The following is a 21,025-nucleotide window of genomic DNA, read 5'->3' on the forward strand; positions in this document are numbered from 1 at the left end:
GATTTACTTCGTTGGAAGATATTATTACTAAAAGTGTTCGAATGAAAAAATAGATTTAAGTAGCAATGATTTATGAAGATCAGGTAGTGTAAAATAATCGTAAGTGCCAAAAAATTGACGTATAGAAATCCAATTGAATAGCTGATACAATAAATCCAGTAGAAGTTAGGTATGTTACTAACTCTACTGGATTTTATATTTTTACTTAGCTTGAACTTTTAAATCTTCAGGTAGATCCTTTGAAAAAGGTAGTAGTTTTAATAAGCTTTCCTTGTCTTGAGGGTCTACATTTGAGAAGTGGTTCATTAAGTAAAGTAAATATTTTTCAACAACTAAATTATTATTCCTAGCCGTTTCAATGATGCTATAGATTAATGCACTGGACTCTGCACCTTTGGTAGAAGCCGAGAAAAGCCAATTGCTACGACCCACCACAAATGGCCTTATAGATCGTTCTGCAGCGTTATTGTCTATTTCTAAAGAACCATCTTCTAAAAGCACCTTAAGACTTGGAAGAAGAGGTTTTGCATAAGCCAAAGCTTTACCAAGGGCACTTTTAGGAACAGCTTCCTCTATTTCTCTATCTACATAAGCTATAAATTCTTCTATTATTGGCTTGGATGCCTCAAGTCGCTTTTTATAACGTCTCTCATAGAAATCTTCTTTTCCACTATGCTGTTCTTTTAGGTCTTTTTCAATCTTATAAAGCTGAGCACAATAATTAAACCCTATTAATGCTCTTGAAGACTTTAGGGCTTCTTCATCTAGGTTTACTATTATTTCGTGGAACTTTCTTCTTATATGGGCTAGGCAATAAAGTCTTTTGACATTTTCAACTTTATTATACCCAGCATATCCATCTGTTTGAATATATTTTGAAAATCCACTTAAAAAACCCTTAGGACAAGAACCAGATCTTGTCTTTTGGTAGTCGTAGATGATAATAGGTTGATCTTTATCTGGGGATTTATAGAGCCACATATACTTTTGTTTATTGGACTCCTTGCCCCTATCATCTAAAACTTTAAGTACTGTTTCATCAGCCTGGATATAGTCTCTTTTAAGGAGTTTTTCCTTCATAAGCTGATAGATTGGCTCTAGTTCATGGGCTGCACCAATAACCCAGTTGGCAAGGGTTTGCCTAGAAAGATTTGCCCCCATCATCTTGAAGTAGGATTCTTGTCTATTTAAAGGCAGTGCATGCTGGTATTTTAAATTTATGACATGACTAAGAAGCTCGTTAGATGCCATACTCTTATGTAGCAAGGTCTTTGGAGCCTTTGTTGTAGTAATATTTGCTTTATCATTACTTTCTTCACATGATCTGCAGGCGTAGCTGTAGGTTACATGTTCTTCTACATATAACTTTGCAGGTATGTACTTAAGGATTTCTTTAGATTTCTTACCGATAACCACTAAATCACTGGAACAGTCACTGCAGGACTGCTGATTTTCATCTAGTTTATGCTCAATTACTACTTTTTCTAGGTTTGCTAAGTTATCTTTTTTTCCAGTGTTTTTAGAAGATTTACTTCTTGTATAAGTAATCTCCTCGATAGTAGGATCTGCTACTTTTAAGTTGCTCTCTTTTTCAGCTTCATCAAAAAAGGATACTTGCATAGAACTAGTCTGTTCACTGGAGGAACCAAATATTTTTCTATTTTTATTGAGAACTTGGCCTTTGAGATATGCTAACTCATTTTTCAAATCTGCTATTTCTTTATCCTTAGATTTTATTTCATTATCTCTAGCTTCAAGTTCTTCTTCCATTTTTAAAATCAGTTCTTTCGTCTTTTCGTCCAGTTGGTTTTGTAAATTTACCTTCGTCATTTTCATCCCCGTTTTCATTTTATTTACAAAACAATTATACCATAAAATCCTTGTAATTTGAATGCATACAAAGGTTTTATGGTATCTTTTTCAGAAGTGATTTCTTTCTTTAACGGGCTTGAATTTTGATATAGTTCTTACTTCATACCCCTTAAGCAGCCATCGTAGTTCTTCAATGGAAACCTTTAAAGCTTCTTCCTTTGACATAGGCCATTTAAATTTATTTCTCTCTAGTCGATGATAGTATAGCCAAAACCCATCATCAAAATGGAGTATTTTTAGTTTATTCATCTGCCTATTACAAAAGACAAATAGTGCCTTTTCAAAAGGATCCAGATTAAACTGCGTTTGTACAATCATACTTAATCCATCTATATTTTTTCTAAGATCCGTTACCCCGCAAGCTAAATATACCTTATCCACTTTATCTATATTTAGCATGATGCTATAATTTCCTTAAAAACATTAGATAGAGATACCTTGTCATTGCTTGGTATATATATCTTAGCTTTGCCTATTTCGATTTTTATAGTTGCCGTTGGGGAAGGATTAGATGGGGTATTTTCTTGATTTACAGCCTCATCAGCTTCCGTATCTTTAAAGCTAACAGCATGAAATACAGGAGTATTATTGTTTTCTAGCTTTTTTCTCCGATAATACAGCTGATGAATACCTATATTATTCTCTTCACAAAAGGCTTTGATGGTCCCTTCACGAGAAGAGAATTTATCTAAAATATCTTCCCAATCAATGTCTAGTGCTTCATTCGTCATAACAGATACCTCCTATTGCTTATTATCTGTTATTCTAGCAAAACTTCTTGGTACAATACTAGGCGGAAATTCTTTGGCGCTTACAAATAATCTGTGCTTAAGTGAAAAAAAAGAAGCTCCTTTCTGGCAATAATTAGAAAACAATTCCAAGTCAGAAAGGAGTATTTTTATGAGTATGTTACCAAGAGAAGTATTAAAAGTATTAATCGCTTACATATCACCCTATTATTTTGGCAACTATAGAAGTAAATTTATACATATAGTTAATTCTTCTTAGCAATATTTCTTGTCAGAATGGAATCATTCTTTTCCTTAAAGCACCAAGTTATTTACACCCTCGAAGATCATTGCTACCTTTAAGCATCTTACTCCAATAACTTTGGAAAGAACCTCTTTGACGGTTACAATTATTACTTGAATTTATGGTAATTATTTGAAAAGTGCAAAACTATAGTAAATCAGGTGGAGCTGAATACATATTTTGATTTTATTCAAAAAGACTATTTGTATTTATTTTCACTTGCATAGTTACATTTTTGTAATTGGAGGGACAGCAATGTCAGTCTTTTTATTCTTTCCTATTCCTACAATCGACAGCACTATTAGAATAATTTCACTTGTAATATAACTTAAAATAAAGGTTCCTATCAATGCTCCAAAGAATTTTGTATGTATTGATACTGATAGATTAACCATATAATACTGTATTAGAACTGTATATACCATATGCACCATGTAAATGGTGTAGGAGTTTGCGGCCAGTCTTCCCCAAGTTTTTGAAGGCTTGTTCAGATATCTTTTAAAAACAGTCAGTAGTGTTATAAACATGATAAAGCAGAAAAAAGAATATATGATTGCATTAAAGAATTGTACATCTATTCTTGCAGTATTTTCATAGTAAAATGGAATTTTAAAAGCTAAAAATCCCAGAATTGAAATTATACTAGCCAGTATGAGAAGTGGGAGTTTTTGTGTCAAATTTTTTGGAATCTCAACTTTTTTTACAAAGCAAATAATTCCAAAAATAAAATATAAAATATAATTGGTCCATCTTGTAGGCTGGAAAATAATAAACTTTCCGAAAGCAACCCAATTTAAATCGGAAATGAAAAGTCCTGTAGCAAAGAATACTACAATTCCTATTATAAAAAATCTCAGTAAAAACAAAATCATGGTTTTAGGGCTTACTGATTTATTTGACGACTCATTATATACTCTTTTAAATTTTTCCTTGCTCATGCTGTAAATCATTACAAATACCATATAGAAAAAGAATAGAGAGGATAGAAACCAAAAATGTTTTGTATCTATAAAACTACTAAAATATTCATAGAGCCAGTAACTAGTATAAGAAGAACTGGTTGTGCCATATGTTAAAGCCTCTATATAGCAAATTATAGGCACTAGCATGGTTATACCTATGAAAAATGGGATGGCAATCCGGGTAATTTTATTTACAACAAAGGACCTTATGCTGTTTTTTCTTATGGAAGGAAATGAAAAATAACCTGCAATAAAAAACAGTGTTGGCATCATAAAAACGTCAAGAACTATGCACCACATTGTATAAAAAAGTGTTTTTGCCTCATCATTGATGATCCAATCGTAGCCAATAACATAAGGTAATAAGGAATGAAACACGATAACTTGAACAACAATAAATGCTCGTAAATAATCCAGATAATATATTCTTTTTGAGGAAATTAAAGTTGCATTGCTCATTTTTTTTACCTCCTTAAATAATAGTCAGACATTAATCAAACATTAATTTTAATATTTTATATAGTTTGTTGAATAATTAAGTTTTGTCAACTCAAAGATTTTATGACTTAGGTTTTTATATTGGCAATTTTAACCATTTAACAATTTATTATAATATTATTATTCATTGGTTCTTTTGTCAATATTAAAAAAACTATAATTTATCGAAAAATTATTCATAAAATTATAGTTTAATTTCTAATATTCACTAATTTTAATGAAAAAATAGAGACTGTAGACTATTGTAATTAGAAAAAATTTTTTAAAATAACAAAACAGTTCAATAGTAAAAAAGAATTTTTCTTGTGATAGTGCCAAATATAGCTAGTGGAAAAAAATTATCATAAAGAGGTTATGAAGGATGATATGTATCAAAAGAAAAAATGAGAACTAACTCACTATGTTCTAAGATCAATTGAAAAATATATTAAAGGTGAAAACTCAGTAGGCGTATATATAAAGAATAGGTTGAAGGATTTGATTGATAATAATTAAAAGATTGCCAAACTTACAAAAGACAAAATACCACAAAATACCACAAAATTCCACAAAATACCACAAAATCAAATTATTGACATACTCATCTGCATTAAGTTATACTATATATTAACTATTAAAAGGCTGGTCATAATATTAACAAACTACATTAAGATAAGTTTTAAAAGAAATTAAAAAAGATTTATTCATTTAAGATGTTAAAAAGTAAAACCCCATAAATCATTCAACTTCTTGGCGGAAACAGATGATTTATGGGGAGGCAACATAACAATACAGTAGTATGCTATTGCTATACTATATTATATTATTTTTGTGCTATTTATTATTATATCACAAAATATTTATAGTAAACATACTTTAATAAATACTAGTTTTTTTAATCTTTGGGAAACCAATCGAAGCTGCGGCACGTTGGTGGAAAGGAGATAATATACGGCAAAGTATCATGTAGTGCATAAAAATTTATGCGTGAAAGGGCGAAGCTGTGTTAAATCGTAATTGTATTTTATTAATAAAAATAGCCTAAATACCTAAGTTTTGCGCAAACAACTAAAGCTATGTTTAGAAAATCATAAAGACTTGGAAGACTTAATTGAACATACTTATGCTGTAATTGCTTGAATGAGCTGATTTGTTAGTTCTGGTAAATTAGGTAAAACAATTTCACTAGGATTTTTCAGTTAATTGCTTTCAATACGTTGAAAGTAATTATTTGTTTTCAGGTCAAGTTAAACGAAAAAAATGAGGCTCCATAGCACTGGAGTACCTAAGAAAGTAATAGCAAGAAGTTTAAAGATGTCAAAGAATACAGTAAAGCATTTGATAAAGCAAAAAAAATCTCCAAAGTATAAAAGGGAGCATTATTCAACTAAGATAGATCATTACAAAGACAAGATAAGGGAGTGGTATCTAAGTCCTCAATATGATTTTATCGGCACTAGAATATATAGAGAGTTAAGACAAATAGGCTATGAAGGAAGCATCAATCCCATATAAGGAAGTTATTAAGGAAAAATATCTAGAAATCATTTCACATAATCATCAAGTAGATTCCCCTGAAAACGCAGTAGTAGATAGTATTGCTAAAGCTACGGAAATGGAAGGATTAATAAGAGATATAGCATATTATGAAGAGGGTCAAAATTGAATGTATTTAAAGAAGGGATTCTCATAGACAATAATCATATTGAGAGTCTCCTAAAGAAATTTAAACTGCTGGATATGCGAGAAAAATTTGAAGAAGAAATTCAGTTGGCTATTGATAAAAAACTAAGCTACAGATTTTTTCAACTTATCCGTCAAAGATATGAAAAAAGCTCCCTTACCATCACAACAAATCTCCCATTAGGTTTATGGGATGAAATATTTACAAGCAAACTAGCAGCTACTGCAATATTAGATAGGCTAGTTCACCATTGTCACATCATTAGTATAACAGGTGATAGTTATCGATCGAGTAAAGGAAAAAAATTAAAGGGGCACGACCTTGGAAAAAACAGTGAAAGTATCGATGTTGATTTTGATTAACTAGTGAAGATATTTAATGAAGAAAGTACAAACCAGGTAATTATTAACCTTAAAAAACTAGAAGCTAACGGCTATAAGGTGGTGATAAACTAATCTGAATTTCCATTTTTGATATGGAAAAGGGGTCAGCTTTAGGCAGCTTTACTTGATAATCTACAACAGAACTTTTTTAAAAACTTCTATAAAAGGTGGTATTTATGGAGAATACATTAGTATTTATGTTTTCAGGTCAAGGATCACAATATTATCAAATGGGAAAAGCGTTATTTGTACAACATCCAGTTTTTCAGAAATGGATGCTTAAACTAGATAAAACTATGCAAGAGATTAGCGGCAACTCAATAATAGATCAATTGTATAATGAGAAAAACTCAGTCGCTGAAGAATTTAATGATATCTTATATACTTATCCTGCGACTTTTATGGTTGAGTATGCATTAGCTCAGGTTATGTTAGAAAGTGGAATAGAACCAGATTATGTTCTGGGTACGAGTATGGGAGAGTTTGCATCAGCAGCTGTAGCCGGTGTTATAGAGGTTGAAGAAATAATGGAATTAGTTATTAAACAAGCACAATCTATTGAGTACCACTGTTCACAGGGGGGGATGCTTGCTATTATTCACGATTATAGTTTATTTCAGGAAAATTCCTTAATTTATAATAATAGTGAATTAGCCTCGGTTAATTTTGATACACATTTTGTTGTTTCAGGAAGAATGGATAAACTAAAGATGATAGAAGGATTTCTAAAAAACTCAGGTATAATCTATCAGATGTTATCTGTATCTTATGGTTTTCATTCATCTTTAATTGATCCTGCTGCAAGTAGTTATCTAAGTTATTTGAAGAATAAATTTTATCAAAAACCTCAAATTCCTTTGGTTTCCTGCGCGAATGGAACCATATTGACACAACTTCCAAATGAATATTTTTGGGAAATTGTTAGAAAACCCATCAAGTTTCCAGAAGCTATTAGAGAACTTGAAAAAGAAAAGGGAGAGAAGCTTATTTATTTAGACCTTGGCCCTGGAGGTACTCTTGCTAATTTTGCTAAACGTAACATAGATATTAATTCACAGTCAAAACCTTATACAATTATGACACCTTTTGGCAAGGATATCAAAAACTTTGAGGTCATATTAAAAACGGTAAAAAACAAAGCTTATAATTCAAAGCTTTGAGATTTTTAATATATTAGAAAATTAGCTGGGGTGTTTTATCGTTATTTAGATGATACATGAAATAAATGATAGAAATCTGCTATAAAAAAAGGAATATTGCTGTAATAAAGTAAAATAATCTTTAAAAATGAAGAATATTATATAAAAATGTGAAATATGAGTTGTCAGTAGAGTAAGCACAAATCGAATTTTACAGGAGATTGAACTACTTATGAAGACTACATATCAAATTTATCCACTGAAAGTGGGTTTTTTTAATTTCAAGAATTATACTTATATTATTGTGGATAAAGAAACCAGAAGCGCTGCAATAGTTGATCCATCGTGGGAAGTAGAAATCATTGTGAATGTATTGAGTAAATTAGAAGTTGAATTATCAACTATTTTGCTTACCCATTCACACTATGATCATGTAAATATGGTAGACGCTTTGATAATGAAGTATAACCCTATGGTGTATATGTCATATATTGAAGCAAATTATTATAGATTCAAATGTAAGAATCTTATTACTATTGATGATATGGATTTGGTAAGTGTTGGACAAACGGAAATTCGTTGTCTTGCAACACCTGGGCATACGGCTGGAGGAAGTTGTTACCTTTTAAAAGGTAGTTTATTTACTGGGGATACAATATTCATAGAAGGCTGTGGTATCTGTACAGGGAAAGGTGCAAGTGCTGAAGATATGTTTGAAAGCATACAGAAGATAAAATCAATTGTACGTCCTGATGTACGTATATATCCCGGACACTCGTACGGAAAGAAGCCGGGATATTCTATGGAGTATTTGATGAAAGAGAATATATATTTACATATAAATGATAAAAAACACTTCATTGAATTCAGGAATAGGAAAAATCAGAAAAATTTATTTATCTTCAAATAAGAGAAGTGTTCAAATAAACAATAATATATAAGGCTACTTATAATCAAGATTTAAAGAATTTGGAACAAGTAAAAAAAGCATTATATTGAGAATGTTAATTTTATGTAAGAAAGGGTGGAGAGAAAATGATAGCATATGTGTTTCCCGGCCAAGGATCGCAGTATAAAGGAATGGGGGGGAATATTTTCAATGAATTTAATGATTTAACTGCAAAAGCGGATGAAATTCTTGGGTTTTCCATAAAAGAACTTTGTATGGAAGACTCTGGAGATAAATTAGGGTTAACTCAATATACGCAGCCAGCTTTATATATTGTAAATGCTTTAAGCTATCTGAAAAGAATAAAAGACACAGGTGTGAAACCTGATTATGTTGCTGGACACAGTCTGGGAGAATACAACGCATTGTTTGCCGCTGGCGCGTATGATTTTGAGACAGGTTTGAAGCTTGTCAAGAAAAGAGGAGAGTTAATGAGTCAGGCAACCAAAGGAGGAATGGCTGCGGTTATAGGACTTAGTGAGGAAAAGGTAAAGGAAGTTCTTGAAAAGAACAATTTGCAGAGTATAGATATAGCAAACTACAACACACCTTCACAAATCGTAATTTCAGGTCATAAGGAAGATATAGAAAAGGCAAGATTATTTTTCGAAGCTGCTGAAGCGATGAGTTATGTTGTATTGAAAGTGAGTGGAGCATTCCATTCCCGTTACATGGCAGAAGCCAGTAAAAAGTTCGAAGAATATCTTGACAGTTTTACCTTCTCAGACTTAAAAATCCCTGTAATTTCAAATGTATATGCAAGACCATACAAGAATAACCAAATAAAGAAGAACTTAGTTGAACAGATCAAAAATTCAGTAAAATGGACAGATACCATTAGGTATTTAATGGGTAAAGGGGAGATTGAACAGATAGGACCGGGCATGGTTTTAACCAGTATGATTAAAAGCATAGAAAGAGAAGCACATCCGCTCATAGTATCAGATGAGGACTGGGATAAGGAAGAAGAAGGTGTAAGTTCTTTTTATTTTAATGCTGAGACGAGTAACTGTATAAAAGATGAAAAAAACTGATTATGAAACTAATAAATTAGAAGATGCATTGAAATTCACTCCTGAAAAGCTGGGATGTTCGGAATTTAAAAAGGACTATAACCTGAAATTTGCCTATCTCACAGGTGGCATGTATAAAGGTATTGCCTCCAAAGAAATGGTAGTAAAGATGGGAAAAGCGGGTATGATGGGTTTTTTTGGGACAGGTGGTTTGGAACTGTCGCAAATTAAAGAGGCAATTGAGTATTTTCAAAAGGAACTTTCGCCAGAACAAACTTACGGATTAAATTTTCTACATAACATGAATAATCCCGAAGGTGAAGAAAAAATGATTGATTTATTTTTGTCATATGGAGTTAAAAATATTGAAGCAGCCGCATTTATAAGTATTACGCCTGCTTTGGTAAAATATCGTGCTAAAGGTTTAAAAAGGGATTCTCAGGGAAATGTTATTGGCGTAAACAGAATTATAGCTAAGGTATCTCGAGGGGAGGTAGCAGAAGTATTTTTAAATTCGGCTCCAGAAAGGATTCTCAATAAACTATTGGCTGAAAAAAAGATTACATGGGAAGAAGCTGATTTGTTGAAGGTAATCCCTATGGCGGATGATATTTGTGTAGAAGCGGATTCGGCTGGTCATACGGATGGTGGAGTGGCGTACACTTTGATGTCATCTATAATTAAATTACGAGATGAAATAATGGAAAAGTATAAGTACCATAAAAAAGTTCGAATTGGAGCAGCTGGTGGGATTGGAACTCCAGCGGCGGTGGCAGCATCTTTTGTAATGGGTGCTGATTTTATTACTACTGGCTCCATCAACCAGTGCACGGTGGAAGCTGCTACCAGCAATTCAGTAAAAAACTTATTGCAAAAAATTAATGTGCAGGATACTGAATATGCACCAGCAGGTGATATGTTTGAAATCGGTGCTAAGGTTCAAGTTGTTAAAAAAGGAATATTCTTTCCAGCCAGAGCTAATAAATTATATGAATTATATCGCAAACATAACTCTTTAGATGAAATTGATGAAAAGATAAAAGATCAAATTCAAGAAAAATTCTTTAAAAGAAGTTTTGAAGAAGTCTATGAAGAAATCAAATCCTTTTATCCTCTTCAAGAGATTGAAAAGGCAGAACGAAACCCGAAACATAAAATGGCATTAATCTTTAGATGGTATTTTGGATATACTACTGGGCTTGCTCTAAATGGAACTGAGGAATGTAAAGTTGATTATCAGGTTCATTGTGGACCAGCTTTAGGGGCGTTTAACCAGTGGGTAAAAGGAACAAGCTTAGAAAACTGGCAAGAACGACATGTTGACGAGATTGCTGTGAAATTGATGAATGGAGCGGCGACGTTATTAAATCAATATTATAAGGATTACATATAGACTTACCATTAATCTACTGAAATGGAGGAAAGATTTGTGAGTGAAGGAAAGTATTTGAAAAGAACAGCTGAGGGGATTATGCCCATTAAAGATTTTATAATAAAATCTTTAACTTCTATTCTTGGTAAAACAGTAGTTGATGATCTTACTTTAGAGCGACCATTAATGGAAATTGGCTTAAATTCAGCAAATTTATTAGAACTGAATGAACTAATTTATTCTGAATATAAAATCCAATTTGAACCTACTTTCTTCTTAGAGTGCAATACAGGAGCACGTATTATCTCTTGCTTACAGGAACAAATAGATTTACGTGAAGAGAATAGCTCAGTAAAAACTGAAAAAATTATTGATTCAAAACAAAATGTTCATAAAGAAAATGATAAAAAACATGTTGCTGAATCTGTGATTAATAATGCTCCCATATATCAGGAGGACATAGCAATTATCGGAATGGCCTGTCGCTTTCCTGGATCTCAAAATTATGAAGAGTTTTGGGAGAATCTTAAGCTGGGACGTTCAAACATTCAGGAAATTCCTCCAGAGCGTTGGGATTGGAAAGCGTACTGGGGGGATCCTCAAAATGAAATAAATAAAAGTAATAGTAAGTGGGGGGGGTTTATTAAGGATATTGATGCTTTTGACTCAGGTTTTTTTAGTATTTCTCCAAGGGAAGCAGAAGCAATGGATCCTCAGCAACGAATTATGCTGGAACTCTCTTGGTCTTGTTTTGAAGATGCTGGTATTTGCCCTTCTCATTTGTCAGGAGAAAAAATTGGCGTTTTTACAGGAGTTTTTAACTTTGATTATAAAGAATTGCAAGAAAAAGCGTTTCGTACAATTGAAACTTATCATTCTACAGGAACTGCTTCTGCAGTAATAGCTAACCGTATTTCTCATTTTTTCAACTTTAAGGGACCGAGTTTTCCCATAGATACTGCTTGCTCAAGCTCTCTTAATGCCATTCATTTAGCCATTCAGTCTTTACATCTAGGGGAAAGCAGCATGGCATTAGCGGGTGGAATTTGCCTCTTACTGACTCCTACGCGACATATTTCCTTTTCTAAAACTGGTATGTTATCTCCTACGGGTTCTTGTAAAACCTTTGATGAAAGTGCAGACGGCTATGTACGCAGTGAAGGCGCAGGTCTGGTTTTACTTAAACCTTTGAGAAAAGCCATAGAGGATGGAGATTCTATTTACGGTATTCTAAAGGGAAGTGCTGTTAATCATAATGGCAAGACCCATACTTTAACTTATCCCAATCTTGAAACACAGGCAGAGGTAATTATTGATGCCTGCAAGAAAGCAGGTGTAGCACCTGAAAGTATCAGCTGTATTGAGGCTCATGGAACTGGAACGCCAAAAGGAGACCCTATGGAATTTCAAGGACTTCTTAAGGCATTTCAATTTTTAGCTTTGCAAGCCGACCAAGCGTTAAAGAAAAACTATTGTGCTTTAGGATCTGTTAAAACTAACATTGGTCATTTAGAATCTGCAGCTGGAATCGCAGGCGTGATTAAAGTATTATTGTCCATGAAATATAAACAGTTACCAGGACTGCAAAATTTTAAACAGTTAAATCATCGTATTTCCATCCAGGATAGTCCCTTTTACATTGTTAATCAGCTGCAAGAATGGAAGCCTCTGGAAGGAGAGAATAACCAAGCTCTTCCCAGACGAGCAGGAGTAAGTTCTTTTGGATTTGGAGGTACCAATGCACATGTAGTGCTTGAAGAAGCTCCGATTATTACAAGACAAGTTAACAAAAAACTACCATGCTACTTAATTTGTCTATCCGCCAAAACAGAAGAAGCACTGCGGCAAAAAGAACAGGATTTAAGGCTTTGGCTGGAAAAAGAGGGGCAAAAAAATAATCTTGCTGATATTAGTGCCACTTTGCTTTTGGGCAGGGAACACTTCGATATAAGAGCAGCATATGTAGTCGGAAATCTTCAGGAATTTCAGGAAAAACTTAAGGAAGCTATGGATAAGGGACAGACAGAAGGCTACTTTAGAGAAAATAATACAAAAAAAGAAAAACAAGAACAGCACCTTTTTCAACAGTTGAGTCAGATGATTCTCAATGAGATGCGATTAAAAAAGAAAATGGATAAAAGTGAATACGTTAATAAGTTAATGACTTTGGCAGCACTGTATGTAAAGGGATATGATCTGGATTGGAAGGTGCTTTTTCCAGATAGAAAATTTCAACGCATTAGTCTACCCACTTATCCTTTTGCCAGAGAACGTTATTGGGTAACTGAGATTGATACTAAATCTGACTGTGGTACAAAAGCAACCTCAATAATTACAGCATCCATTCACCCACTGTTGCATCAAAACACTTCTGATTTTTACCAGCAGCGTTTCACCTCTAACTTTACGGGACAGGAGTTTTTCCTGGCGGATCATATGGTAAAGGGTCAGCGGGTTTTACCGGGAGTTGCCTATCTTGAAATGGTTCGGGTTGCAGTGGAACAGTCAATGGGAGCTTTGGATGAAGAGCAAATCAGAATACTGTTAAAAAATATAGTTTGGATCCAGCCCATGATTGTAGAGGAACAATCAGTTAAGCTACATATGGGGCTATCCCTTGAAGATACTGGAGAGATTGCCTTTGAGATATATACCGAGTCGGAAACGGCGGCTGGTGTTGAGTCTGTAGTGCACAGTCGGGGTAGTGCAATGCTTAGCCCTGCTGTAGAAGCACTGACTTTGGATTTATCCGCTTTACAAGCTCAGTGCAGCCAAAATACCCTTTCATCCAGTCAATGCTACGAGACCTTTAGGATGATAGGTTTGGAATATGGTCCGGGACACCAAGGAATTGAGGAAATTTATGTTGGCTCTGATCAGGCATTAGCGAAATTATCTCTGCCTTCTTCCGTTTCCGATACGAAAGAGCAGTTTGTTTTGCATCCAAGTTTGATGGATGCAGCGGTGCAGGCATCATTAATCTTAATCATGAGGACTGATGATACTAGCGACAAAGCCACCTTTGGGCCAATCTTGCCATTTGCTCTGCAGGAGCTTGAAATTCTCGGTAACTGTACCGATACTATGTGGACACTAATCCGATATAGTGATGGCAGCAAAGCAAGGGACAAGGTGCAGAAACTGGATATTGATATGTGCGATGAGCAAGGTCGAATTTGTGTTCGAATGAAAGGATTTTCAACACGAGGGCTGGAAGGTGAAGTGGATACGGTAGGATCTTCAATAACCACTGGAACTTTAATGTTACACCCTTACTGGAAAGAGCAAACTGTTTCTAAAGAAGTCCAAATCCTTGATTATGCAGAGCATCTTGTGATGCTCTGTGAGCCAGTTGAGGTTACCCGAGAAAGTATCGAAAACCACATAGGAGGGGTGAGATGCTTGACCCTGCAATCCGAAGAGGTAGGCATAGAGGAGCGCTTTCAGACCTATACGATTGAGGCATTTGAAGAAATCCAAAGTATTCTTAAAAATAAACCAACAGGCAAGGTGTTAGTGCAGATTGTTATTTCCACACAAGAGGAACAACAGCTTTTTTCTGGACTCTGTGGACTTTTAAAAACAGCCCAATTAGAGAATCCAAAACTCATCGGACAGTTGATTGAAATAGAACCGGATGAAGATTTGGAAGGAATCATAGAAAAACTGCAAGAGAACAGCCGTAACCCCATGAATAATCATGTCCGATACCAGGAGGGCAAACGACATGTGACAGACTGGAGAAAAATGAAAATTTCCCAGGAAATAGTAGATATCCCATGGAAAGACGGGGGTGTCTACCTGATCACCGGAGGTGCCGGAGGTTTGGGATTGATATTTGCCGAAGAAATTCTACAAAAAGTGAAGGATGTGACCCTGATCCTTACGGGAAGATCTCCTCTTAAGGAAGATAAACAAGCCAGAATAAAGAAATTAGAAAGATTGGGAGTCAGGATTGAGTATAAGCAAGTAGACGTAACTCAAAAGAAAGCAGTTATCAGCTTAATACAAAGTATCCAGGAGGACTTTGGCAGCCTCCACGGCATCATTCATAGTGCTGGTGTCATTCGAGATAACTTTATCATCAAAAAGACGAAAGATGAACTACAGGAAGTTTTGTTACCCAAGGTTACAGGACTGGTGAATCTTGACCAGTCAAGCAAGGATTTAAGTTTAGACTTCTTTATTCTCTTCTCCTCTACAACAGGAAGTTTAGGCAATTCAGGCCAAGCCGACTATGCAGCTGCTAATGCCTTTATGGATGCCTATGCAAAGTATCGTAATGCGCTGGTAGCATCGAAACAACGTCAGGGACAGACCCTGTCTATCAACTGGTCTCTGTGGAAAGAGGGTGGAATGCATATTGATGCAGAAACTGAAAAAATGATGCAGCAAAACACAGGTATGATTGCTATGCAGACTCAAACAGGCATCAGAGCCTTGTATCAAGGGCTGGAGTCCGGCAAGGAGCAGGTAATGGTGATGGAAGGCGATCTTAAGCGGCTTGATGCAACATTTATGGAGCAATCGTTAGGAGAAGAAACCGTAAAAGCACTTTCAAGTAGAGAAGAAAACAAAGCAACTTTAGGCATTGCGCAGGATTTATTTCATGAAAAAGCTATAAATTACTTTAAAAATTTGCTTTCCGCAGTTATCAAGCTGCCGAAACATCGAATAGAAGCGGATGCTCCTATGGAAAAGTATGGGATAGATTCGATCATGGTCATGCAACTGACCAATCAATTAGAAAAGACGTTTGGCTCACTATCGAAAACGTTGTTTTTTGAATACCACAACATTAAAGATTTAACTGAATATTTTTTAGAAAACTATAGAAAGCAACTGACAGAATTACTGGGGATCGAAGGGAGCATAGAAACAACTACGAATAATATCAAAAATTCTACAGATGAGATAGAGTTTATAAGATTGACCCGTAGTAGCCGCAGGTCTCCTCGGTTTGCATCTATTCCTATAGAACTTAACGAGAAAAAAGTAGAAGAGAACTTAGATATTGCCATCATAGGTGTTTCTGGACGCTACCCAGAAGCAAGAAATGTCCAAGAATTTTGGCAAAACTTACAAGATGGCAAAGATTGTATTACCGAAATTCCCAAGGAACGCTGGGATAACAGTTTGTATTTTGATGAAAATAAGAACAAGCCTGGAAAAAACTATAGCAAGTGGGGAGGTTTTCTTGATGATGTGGATCAATTTGATCCGCTATTCTTTAATATTTCACCACGGGAAGCAGCAATTATTGATCCTATGGACCGACTTTTTCTGGAGACAGTTTGGAATTTGCTGGAAAGCACAGGATATACACGTGAAACTCTTCAAACTCAATACCAATCCAAGGTTGGAGTTTATGTTGGTGCGATGTATCAGCAATATAAACTATTTGAGTCAGATAATATTAGTAGTTTGGAGAACGCAATATCTTCCTATAGCTCTATTGCAAATCGCGTTTCTTACTATTTTAATTTTCAAGGTCCTAGTGTGGCCGTCGACACCATGTGTTCTTCTTCTGCTATTGCTATCCATATGGCATGTGAAAGTTTGATAAAAGGAGAAAGTCAGTTAGCAATAGCAGGAGGCGTAAATCTTTCGATTCATCCAAAAAAATATCTTGGATTAGCTCTAATTCAAATGCTTGGTAGCCATATTAATAGTAGAAGTTTTAGTGATGGAGATGGATATCTCCCGGCAGAAGGTGTTGGTGCCGTATTATTGAAACCGCTTTTTAAAGCAATCAAAGATGGGGATTCTATTTTAGCTGTTATTAAATCCACGGCAATCAACCATGGGGGACACACCAACGGTTTTTTCGTCCCCAATCCAAATGCACAAGCACAATTGGTTGAAGATAACTTTATAAAATCCAGGATTGATCCAAGAACTATCAGTTATGTTGAAGCTGCTGCTAATGGATCTTCCTTAGGAGATCCTATTGAGATTAGTGCATTGACTAAAGCTTTTCATAAATTTACTCAAGACAAACGATTTTGTGCGATTGGATCCGTAAAATCAAATATTGGACATGCAGAAGCTGCTTCTGGAATTTCTCAACTAACTAAGGTAATTTTACAGTTACAGCATCAACAACTAGTTCCATCAATCAAGGCAAATCCACTAAATCCTAATATCAATTTTAATAATACTCCATTTTATTTACAACAAAAACTCCAAGCGTGGAAACGTCCTATATTAAGGATCAATGGAGAAGAACGAGAGTTTCCGAGACGTGCAACGCTAAGTTCGTTTGGAGCAGGAGGATCTAATGCTCATATGATTATTGAAGAGTATATATCCCCACAAGAAAATAATATTGCAATTTCCAACGTTGCTGAAATGAAGGAAGGCGGTGAATCCAAAAATGATTTCCAATGAAAATAATATTTCTACTCAAGATATTACTGCAATTCAACCTCAAATAGCTGTCTTTTCAGCTCGAAATCCCAGCAGATTGCAGGCAGTTGTTCGGCAAATGCTTGAATTTATAGAAGCTCAAAATGAACTTTCTTTATCTAATCTTGTCTATACGCTGCAAGTAGGGCGTGAAGCAATGGAATTTCGCCTAGCAATGGTTGTAAGTAACCAAGAAGAGCTGATTCATGGGATGAAACAATATCTGAAATCTTTACAAGAGAACAAAGAATTTGAATTCTCAATACCCATTTATACAGGAGATATGCAAGGGGAGCATGCAGAGATAAGAAGCCTCTTATCTGGAAAAGCAGGGGATACATTATTGCAAATGTTTCTTGCAGAAAGAAATCTAGATAAACTTGCACTCTATTGGGCAAAAGGAGGAAAAATTCCCTGGAAATTACTCCATGAAGAGCAAAATGTTAAATTGATACCTCTGCCTACTTACCCATTTGCAAAAAAGCGTTACTGGATATCTGAAGTGGATGAACAGCATCCTATAGAGATAAAAACTTCTATCAATCAAGTTAATGATCAACTAAACACAGATAGTATAACTAATCGTCTTAAAAAAAGAATTAGCGAACTTTTAGGCATACCAATTGAGGAATTACCTACTGGGAAATCTCTAAATAGTTTAGGTTTTAATTCATTACAAGCTGTTAATTTAAGATATTGGCTTGAACAGGATTTATGCACTGAAATCCCGATTACTGTTGTCAACGAACATAAAAGCATTGAAAATATAGATAGCAATTTGCATGAAGTAGTCAAGCTAAAATATACTGAACACCAACCTAAGGTAAATTTACTAGTTAATGAAGATAATGAAAACCTTAAAAGTCAAATTTTATCTGATACATCAGAAATTTTGCCTAAAATTGTTTCTAATATTGTTGAACGATATCAACCTTTTGCACTGAATGATATTCAAGAATCTTTCCTTACCGGGCGCAAGCTTCGTTTTGGCGGTGATTGGGTAGGTTGTCATATTTACTTCGAAATAGAAGTAAATGATCTTGATATTTACCGTTTAAATGATGCTTGGGAAAGACTGATTGATTATCATGAAATGCTTCGTTCTGTAATTTTATCTGATGGTCAGCAAAAAATTCTACAGAAAGCTCCGCCATATAAATTCAAAATAGTTGATATACGAAGAAAAAACAGTTATGAGGGATCCGAACATCTTAAAAATGTTCGAAAAGATATGTCACATAAACTATACGAACCCAACAAGTGGCCTTTTTTTGAAATTCGTATAAGTGTATGTCCGGATAGTAAATATGTTATACACTTTAGCATTGATGAGTTTATAGTGGACGCTAGTGGAATAAACATGTTATTGCAGCAATGGCAACAGCTATATGAAAAGCCCGATTGGAAATTACCAGAGTTAAACGTATCATTTCGGGACTACATATTAGCGGTTAAAAAATTCGAAGATTCAAAACGGTACAAGAAAGATTTAACGTACTGGATAGACAAGTTAGAAAAAATGCCGCAAGGACCAGTTTTATCTTTACGACAAAAAACAAATAAGACAGTTAGTAAAGCTACTTACTATCGTACCAGGCTTAATGGGACACTTGAGAAAAAAAACTGGGACTCTCTCAAAGAGAAAGCCAAGAAGTTAGGTGTATCTACAACGGCTTTACTTCTTAGTATTTTTACTGAAGTTCTTCGCTTTTGGAGTAGTCATGAAACATTTTCTCTAATCTTAACTTACTTTAATCGTCTCCCATTACATCCACAATTAAATCAAGTACTTGGTCCGTTTATTTCGACAAACATATTTGTTGTAGAGGCGAAAAGTGGACGTAGTTTTGAAGATTTAATTAAATATAATCAAGAACTTTTGTGGAATGATATGGATCATATTAGTGCAAGTGGGATCAGAGTATTGAGAGAACTCAAAGCAAGACGCAAAATATCGAATTTCATGTATCTACCCGTAGTCTTCACATCTTTATTAAATAATTTTAAAGTTGAAAGTACAGCCGATAAAGAAAACTTTTTTAACCAGATTTCATTTATGGTAACTCAAACACCTCAAGTTTATTTAGATCATCAAGTATTCGAACAGAATGGAAAACTAAAGTTTAGCTGGGATGTTGCAGAAGAATATTTCCAATCCAGTGTAATTAGAGATATGTTTGATGATTATTGCCGAGTGCTTCATATGCTTTCATTGGAAAAAAATCAGTGGGAGTTAGAAATATTGTATTCAGAAATAAAAGGAAAAAAGTTTCTCAACAGCCATTTAGGAGTTGAAGAAAAAGATAACATCCATGATATCGCAACAATAAGCCAAAGTGTAGAAGTTTTACAGACAGGACTTCAATTAGAGGTTTTATCAAACGATAGCTTTAAGCCATTTCCATTGACAGATTTGCAACAGGCATATGCTTTTGGTAGATATTTGCCAGGCGCTAAAAACAGCTGTCAAGTATATCTGGAGATTGAAGCTGAGGAACTTGATATTAAGCGACTTGAAAAAGCATGGCAAAAATTGATAAAAGTTCATGAGATGCTGATCACAGTGATTCATCCAAATGGCAGCCAAAGTATTTTGGATGAGGTTCCTGACTTTAATATAAAGGTAACGAACTTGACAGGCAAAAATGAAGAAGAGATTAAGACAGAATTAAGTACGACGAAACGTTTTATGCTTGAGCATGTGTTTAATCTTGATGAGTGGCCATATTTTGATTTGCGCATATTGGTTTTAGATAGTGTTAAATCACGAATACATTTTAGTGTGGATATGCTCATAGCAGATGTAAATAGTATTCAGCTTCTGTTAAAACAACTCTTTTATTTTTATGAGAATTCAGCTGAAGAACCGAAAAAAGTTGATATTTCATTCCGAGACTATGTTTTGTCATTACAAAATTATAAGAAAACAGAAGATCATCAAAGGAGTATCGAATATTGGGAGCATAAGTTTAAAGAAATTCCACCTGGACCACAATTACCAATGAAAAATAGTAATAAAAATTCTACCTTCGCTGGACATCAGCAACTTAGGAGTATTCTCTTAAAATGGGATACGCTAAAAAAGAAAGCTAACAAATTATCTGTATCACCAAGTATGGTTTTGCTGACAGCTTATGCAGAAGTTTTGGCTGCATGGTCTGGATATAACCCCTTTTCTATTGTAATTCCGTGTTGGGATAGGATTCCATTTCATCCTGAGATCGATGAGGTAGTAGGTGACTTTACAGCTATGAGTTGGGTTATGTTCAAAAGAAAAAAAGAACCCTTTGAGGTGAAAGTGCAATTGAATCATATGGCTGTACAAGAAGATTTATCACACATGGCTGTGAGTGGATTGAAGGTATTAAGGAAGGTTGTAATGAGAGGTGATAACAAAGGAATGTTAATATTCCCGATAGTTTTCACTAATATGACGACTCATTCTAGCGTTGAGGCTCCTAAAGGTTTTAAAATCCTGGAGATGTCCAGCAAAGCGCCACAGGTCTTTCTAGATAATATAAGCGAAGAGCGTGACGGAAAACTTTATTTTCATTGGGATGTGCTGAAGGGAGTTTATCCCGAAGGCATGATTGAAGAAATGTTTTCAGGATATGAGCGAGTATTGGAGGCTTTGATTGCAGATTCCGAAAATTGGGAGAAAATAGATTTTAATACATTAATCAATGCACAGCCTGAAAAATATAAAAATTATAGTGTTGGGAGGGAGTTTTAAT

13 protein-coding genes are annotated in these 21,025 nt (G+C 34.7%); 9 read left to right on the forward strand and 4 right to left on the reverse strand.

Annotation, left to right across the window (positions count from 1 at the left end; translation table 11 throughout):
* Positions 1–201 precede the first annotated feature (201 nt).
* From tnpC to BJL90_RS10255, 4 genes are all read right to left on the reverse strand, one after another.
* Complete coding sequence (tnpC, locus tag BJL90_RS10240; RefSeq protein ID WP_081561940.1) at positions 202–1,848, reverse strand: IS66 family transposase; 1,647 nt, start codon at positions 1,846–1,848, stop codon at positions 202–204.
* A gap of 72 nt (positions 1,849–1,920) precedes the next feature.
* The gene (gene tnpB / locus BJL90_RS10245; protein WP_070967449.1) at positions 1,921–2,271 is read right to left on the reverse strand and encodes an IS66 family insertion sequence element accessory protein TnpB; all 351 of its coding nucleotides are present in this window, start codon (positions 2,269–2,271) and stop codon (positions 1,921–1,923) included.
* The gene (gene tnpA / locus BJL90_RS10250; RefSeq protein WP_070964102.1) at positions 2,265–2,603 is read right to left on the reverse strand and encodes an IS66 family insertion sequence element accessory protein TnpA; all 339 of its coding nucleotides are present in this window, start codon (positions 2,601–2,603) and stop codon (positions 2,265–2,267) included. Before tnpA ends, tnpB begins: the two co-directional genes overlap by 7 nt.
* Positions 2,604–3,131: 528 nt before the next feature.
* A complete protein-coding gene (locus BJL90_RS10255) occupies positions 3,132–4,325 on the reverse strand; it encodes an acyltransferase family protein (RefSeq protein WP_070967452.1) in 1,194 nt (397 codons plus the stop codon).
* 1,332 nt (positions 4,326–5,657) lie between these two features.
* On the opposite strand from BJL90_RS10255, the gene BJL90_RS10260 reads away from it, so the two are divergent.
* The 9 genes from BJL90_RS10260 (at position 5,658) to BJL90_RS10290 (ending at position 21,024) form a co-directional block, all read left to right on the forward strand.
* The gene (locus BJL90_RS10260) at positions 5,658–5,858 is read left to right on the forward strand and encodes a hypothetical protein (RefSeq protein ID WP_070967454.1); all 201 of its coding nucleotides are present in this window, start codon (positions 5,658–5,660) and stop codon (positions 5,856–5,858) included.
* The gene (locus tag BJL90_RS21895) at positions 5,833–6,009 is read left to right on the forward strand and encodes a hypothetical protein (RefSeq protein WP_156778758.1); all 177 of its coding nucleotides are present in this window, start codon (positions 5,833–5,835) and stop codon (positions 6,007–6,009) included. Before BJL90_RS10260 ends, BJL90_RS21895 begins: the two co-directional genes overlap by 26 nt.
* Positions 6,006–6,389, forward strand: coding sequence for an ATP-binding protein (locus BJL90_RS21900; RefSeq protein WP_070967457.1), 384 nt, complete (start codon positions 6,006–6,008; stop codon positions 6,387–6,389). The genes BJL90_RS21895 and BJL90_RS21900 overlap by 4 nt, the downstream gene beginning before the upstream one ends.
* Positions 6,390–6,586: 197 nt before the next feature.
* The gene (locus tag BJL90_RS10270) at positions 6,587–7,570 is read left to right on the forward strand and encodes an acyltransferase domain-containing protein (protein ID WP_070967459.1); all 984 of its coding nucleotides are present in this window, start codon (positions 6,587–6,589) and stop codon (positions 7,568–7,570) included.
* 283 nt (positions 7,571–7,853) lie between these two features.
* Positions 7,854–8,459, forward strand: coding sequence for an MBL fold metallo-hydrolase (locus tag BJL90_RS10275; protein ID WP_236905062.1), 606 nt, complete (start codon positions 7,854–7,856; stop codon positions 8,457–8,459).
* 125 nt (positions 8,460–8,584) lie between these two features.
* On the forward strand, positions 8,585–9,532 hold the full coding sequence (fabD, locus tag BJL90_RS21445) for an ACP S-malonyltransferase (protein WP_081561941.1): 948 nt from the start codon (positions 8,585–8,587) through the stop codon (positions 9,530–9,532).
* Positions 9,519–10,904 carry a PfaD family polyunsaturated fatty acid/polyketide biosynthesis protein gene (locus BJL90_RS21450; RefSeq protein ID WP_081561942.1) on the forward strand — a complete coding sequence of 462 codons (1,386 nt, stop codon included), beginning with the start codon at positions 9,519–9,521 and terminating at the stop codon, positions 10,902–10,904. The genes fabD and BJL90_RS21450 overlap by 14 nt, the downstream gene beginning before the upstream one ends.
* A gap of 36 nt (positions 10,905–10,940) precedes the next feature.
* Positions 10,941–17,273, forward strand: a complete 6,333-nt coding sequence (locus BJL90_RS10285; protein ID WP_070967464.1) for a type I polyketide synthase — start codon at positions 10,941–10,943, stop codon at positions 17,271–17,273.
* Positions 17,248–21,024 (forward strand): condensation domain-containing protein, encoded by a 3,777-nt coding sequence (locus tag BJL90_RS10290; protein WP_156778759.1) that lies wholly within the window; start codon positions 17,248–17,250, stop codon positions 21,022–21,024. Before BJL90_RS10285 ends, BJL90_RS10290 begins: the two co-directional genes overlap by 26 nt.
* Position 21,025: the final 1 nt, after the last annotated feature.

Origin of the sequence: Clostridium formicaceticum, assembly GCF_001854185.1 — a bacterium.
GTDB classification, from domain to species: Bacteria; Bacillota; Clostridia; order Peptostreptococcales; family Natronincolaceae; genus Andreesenella; species Andreesenella formicacetica.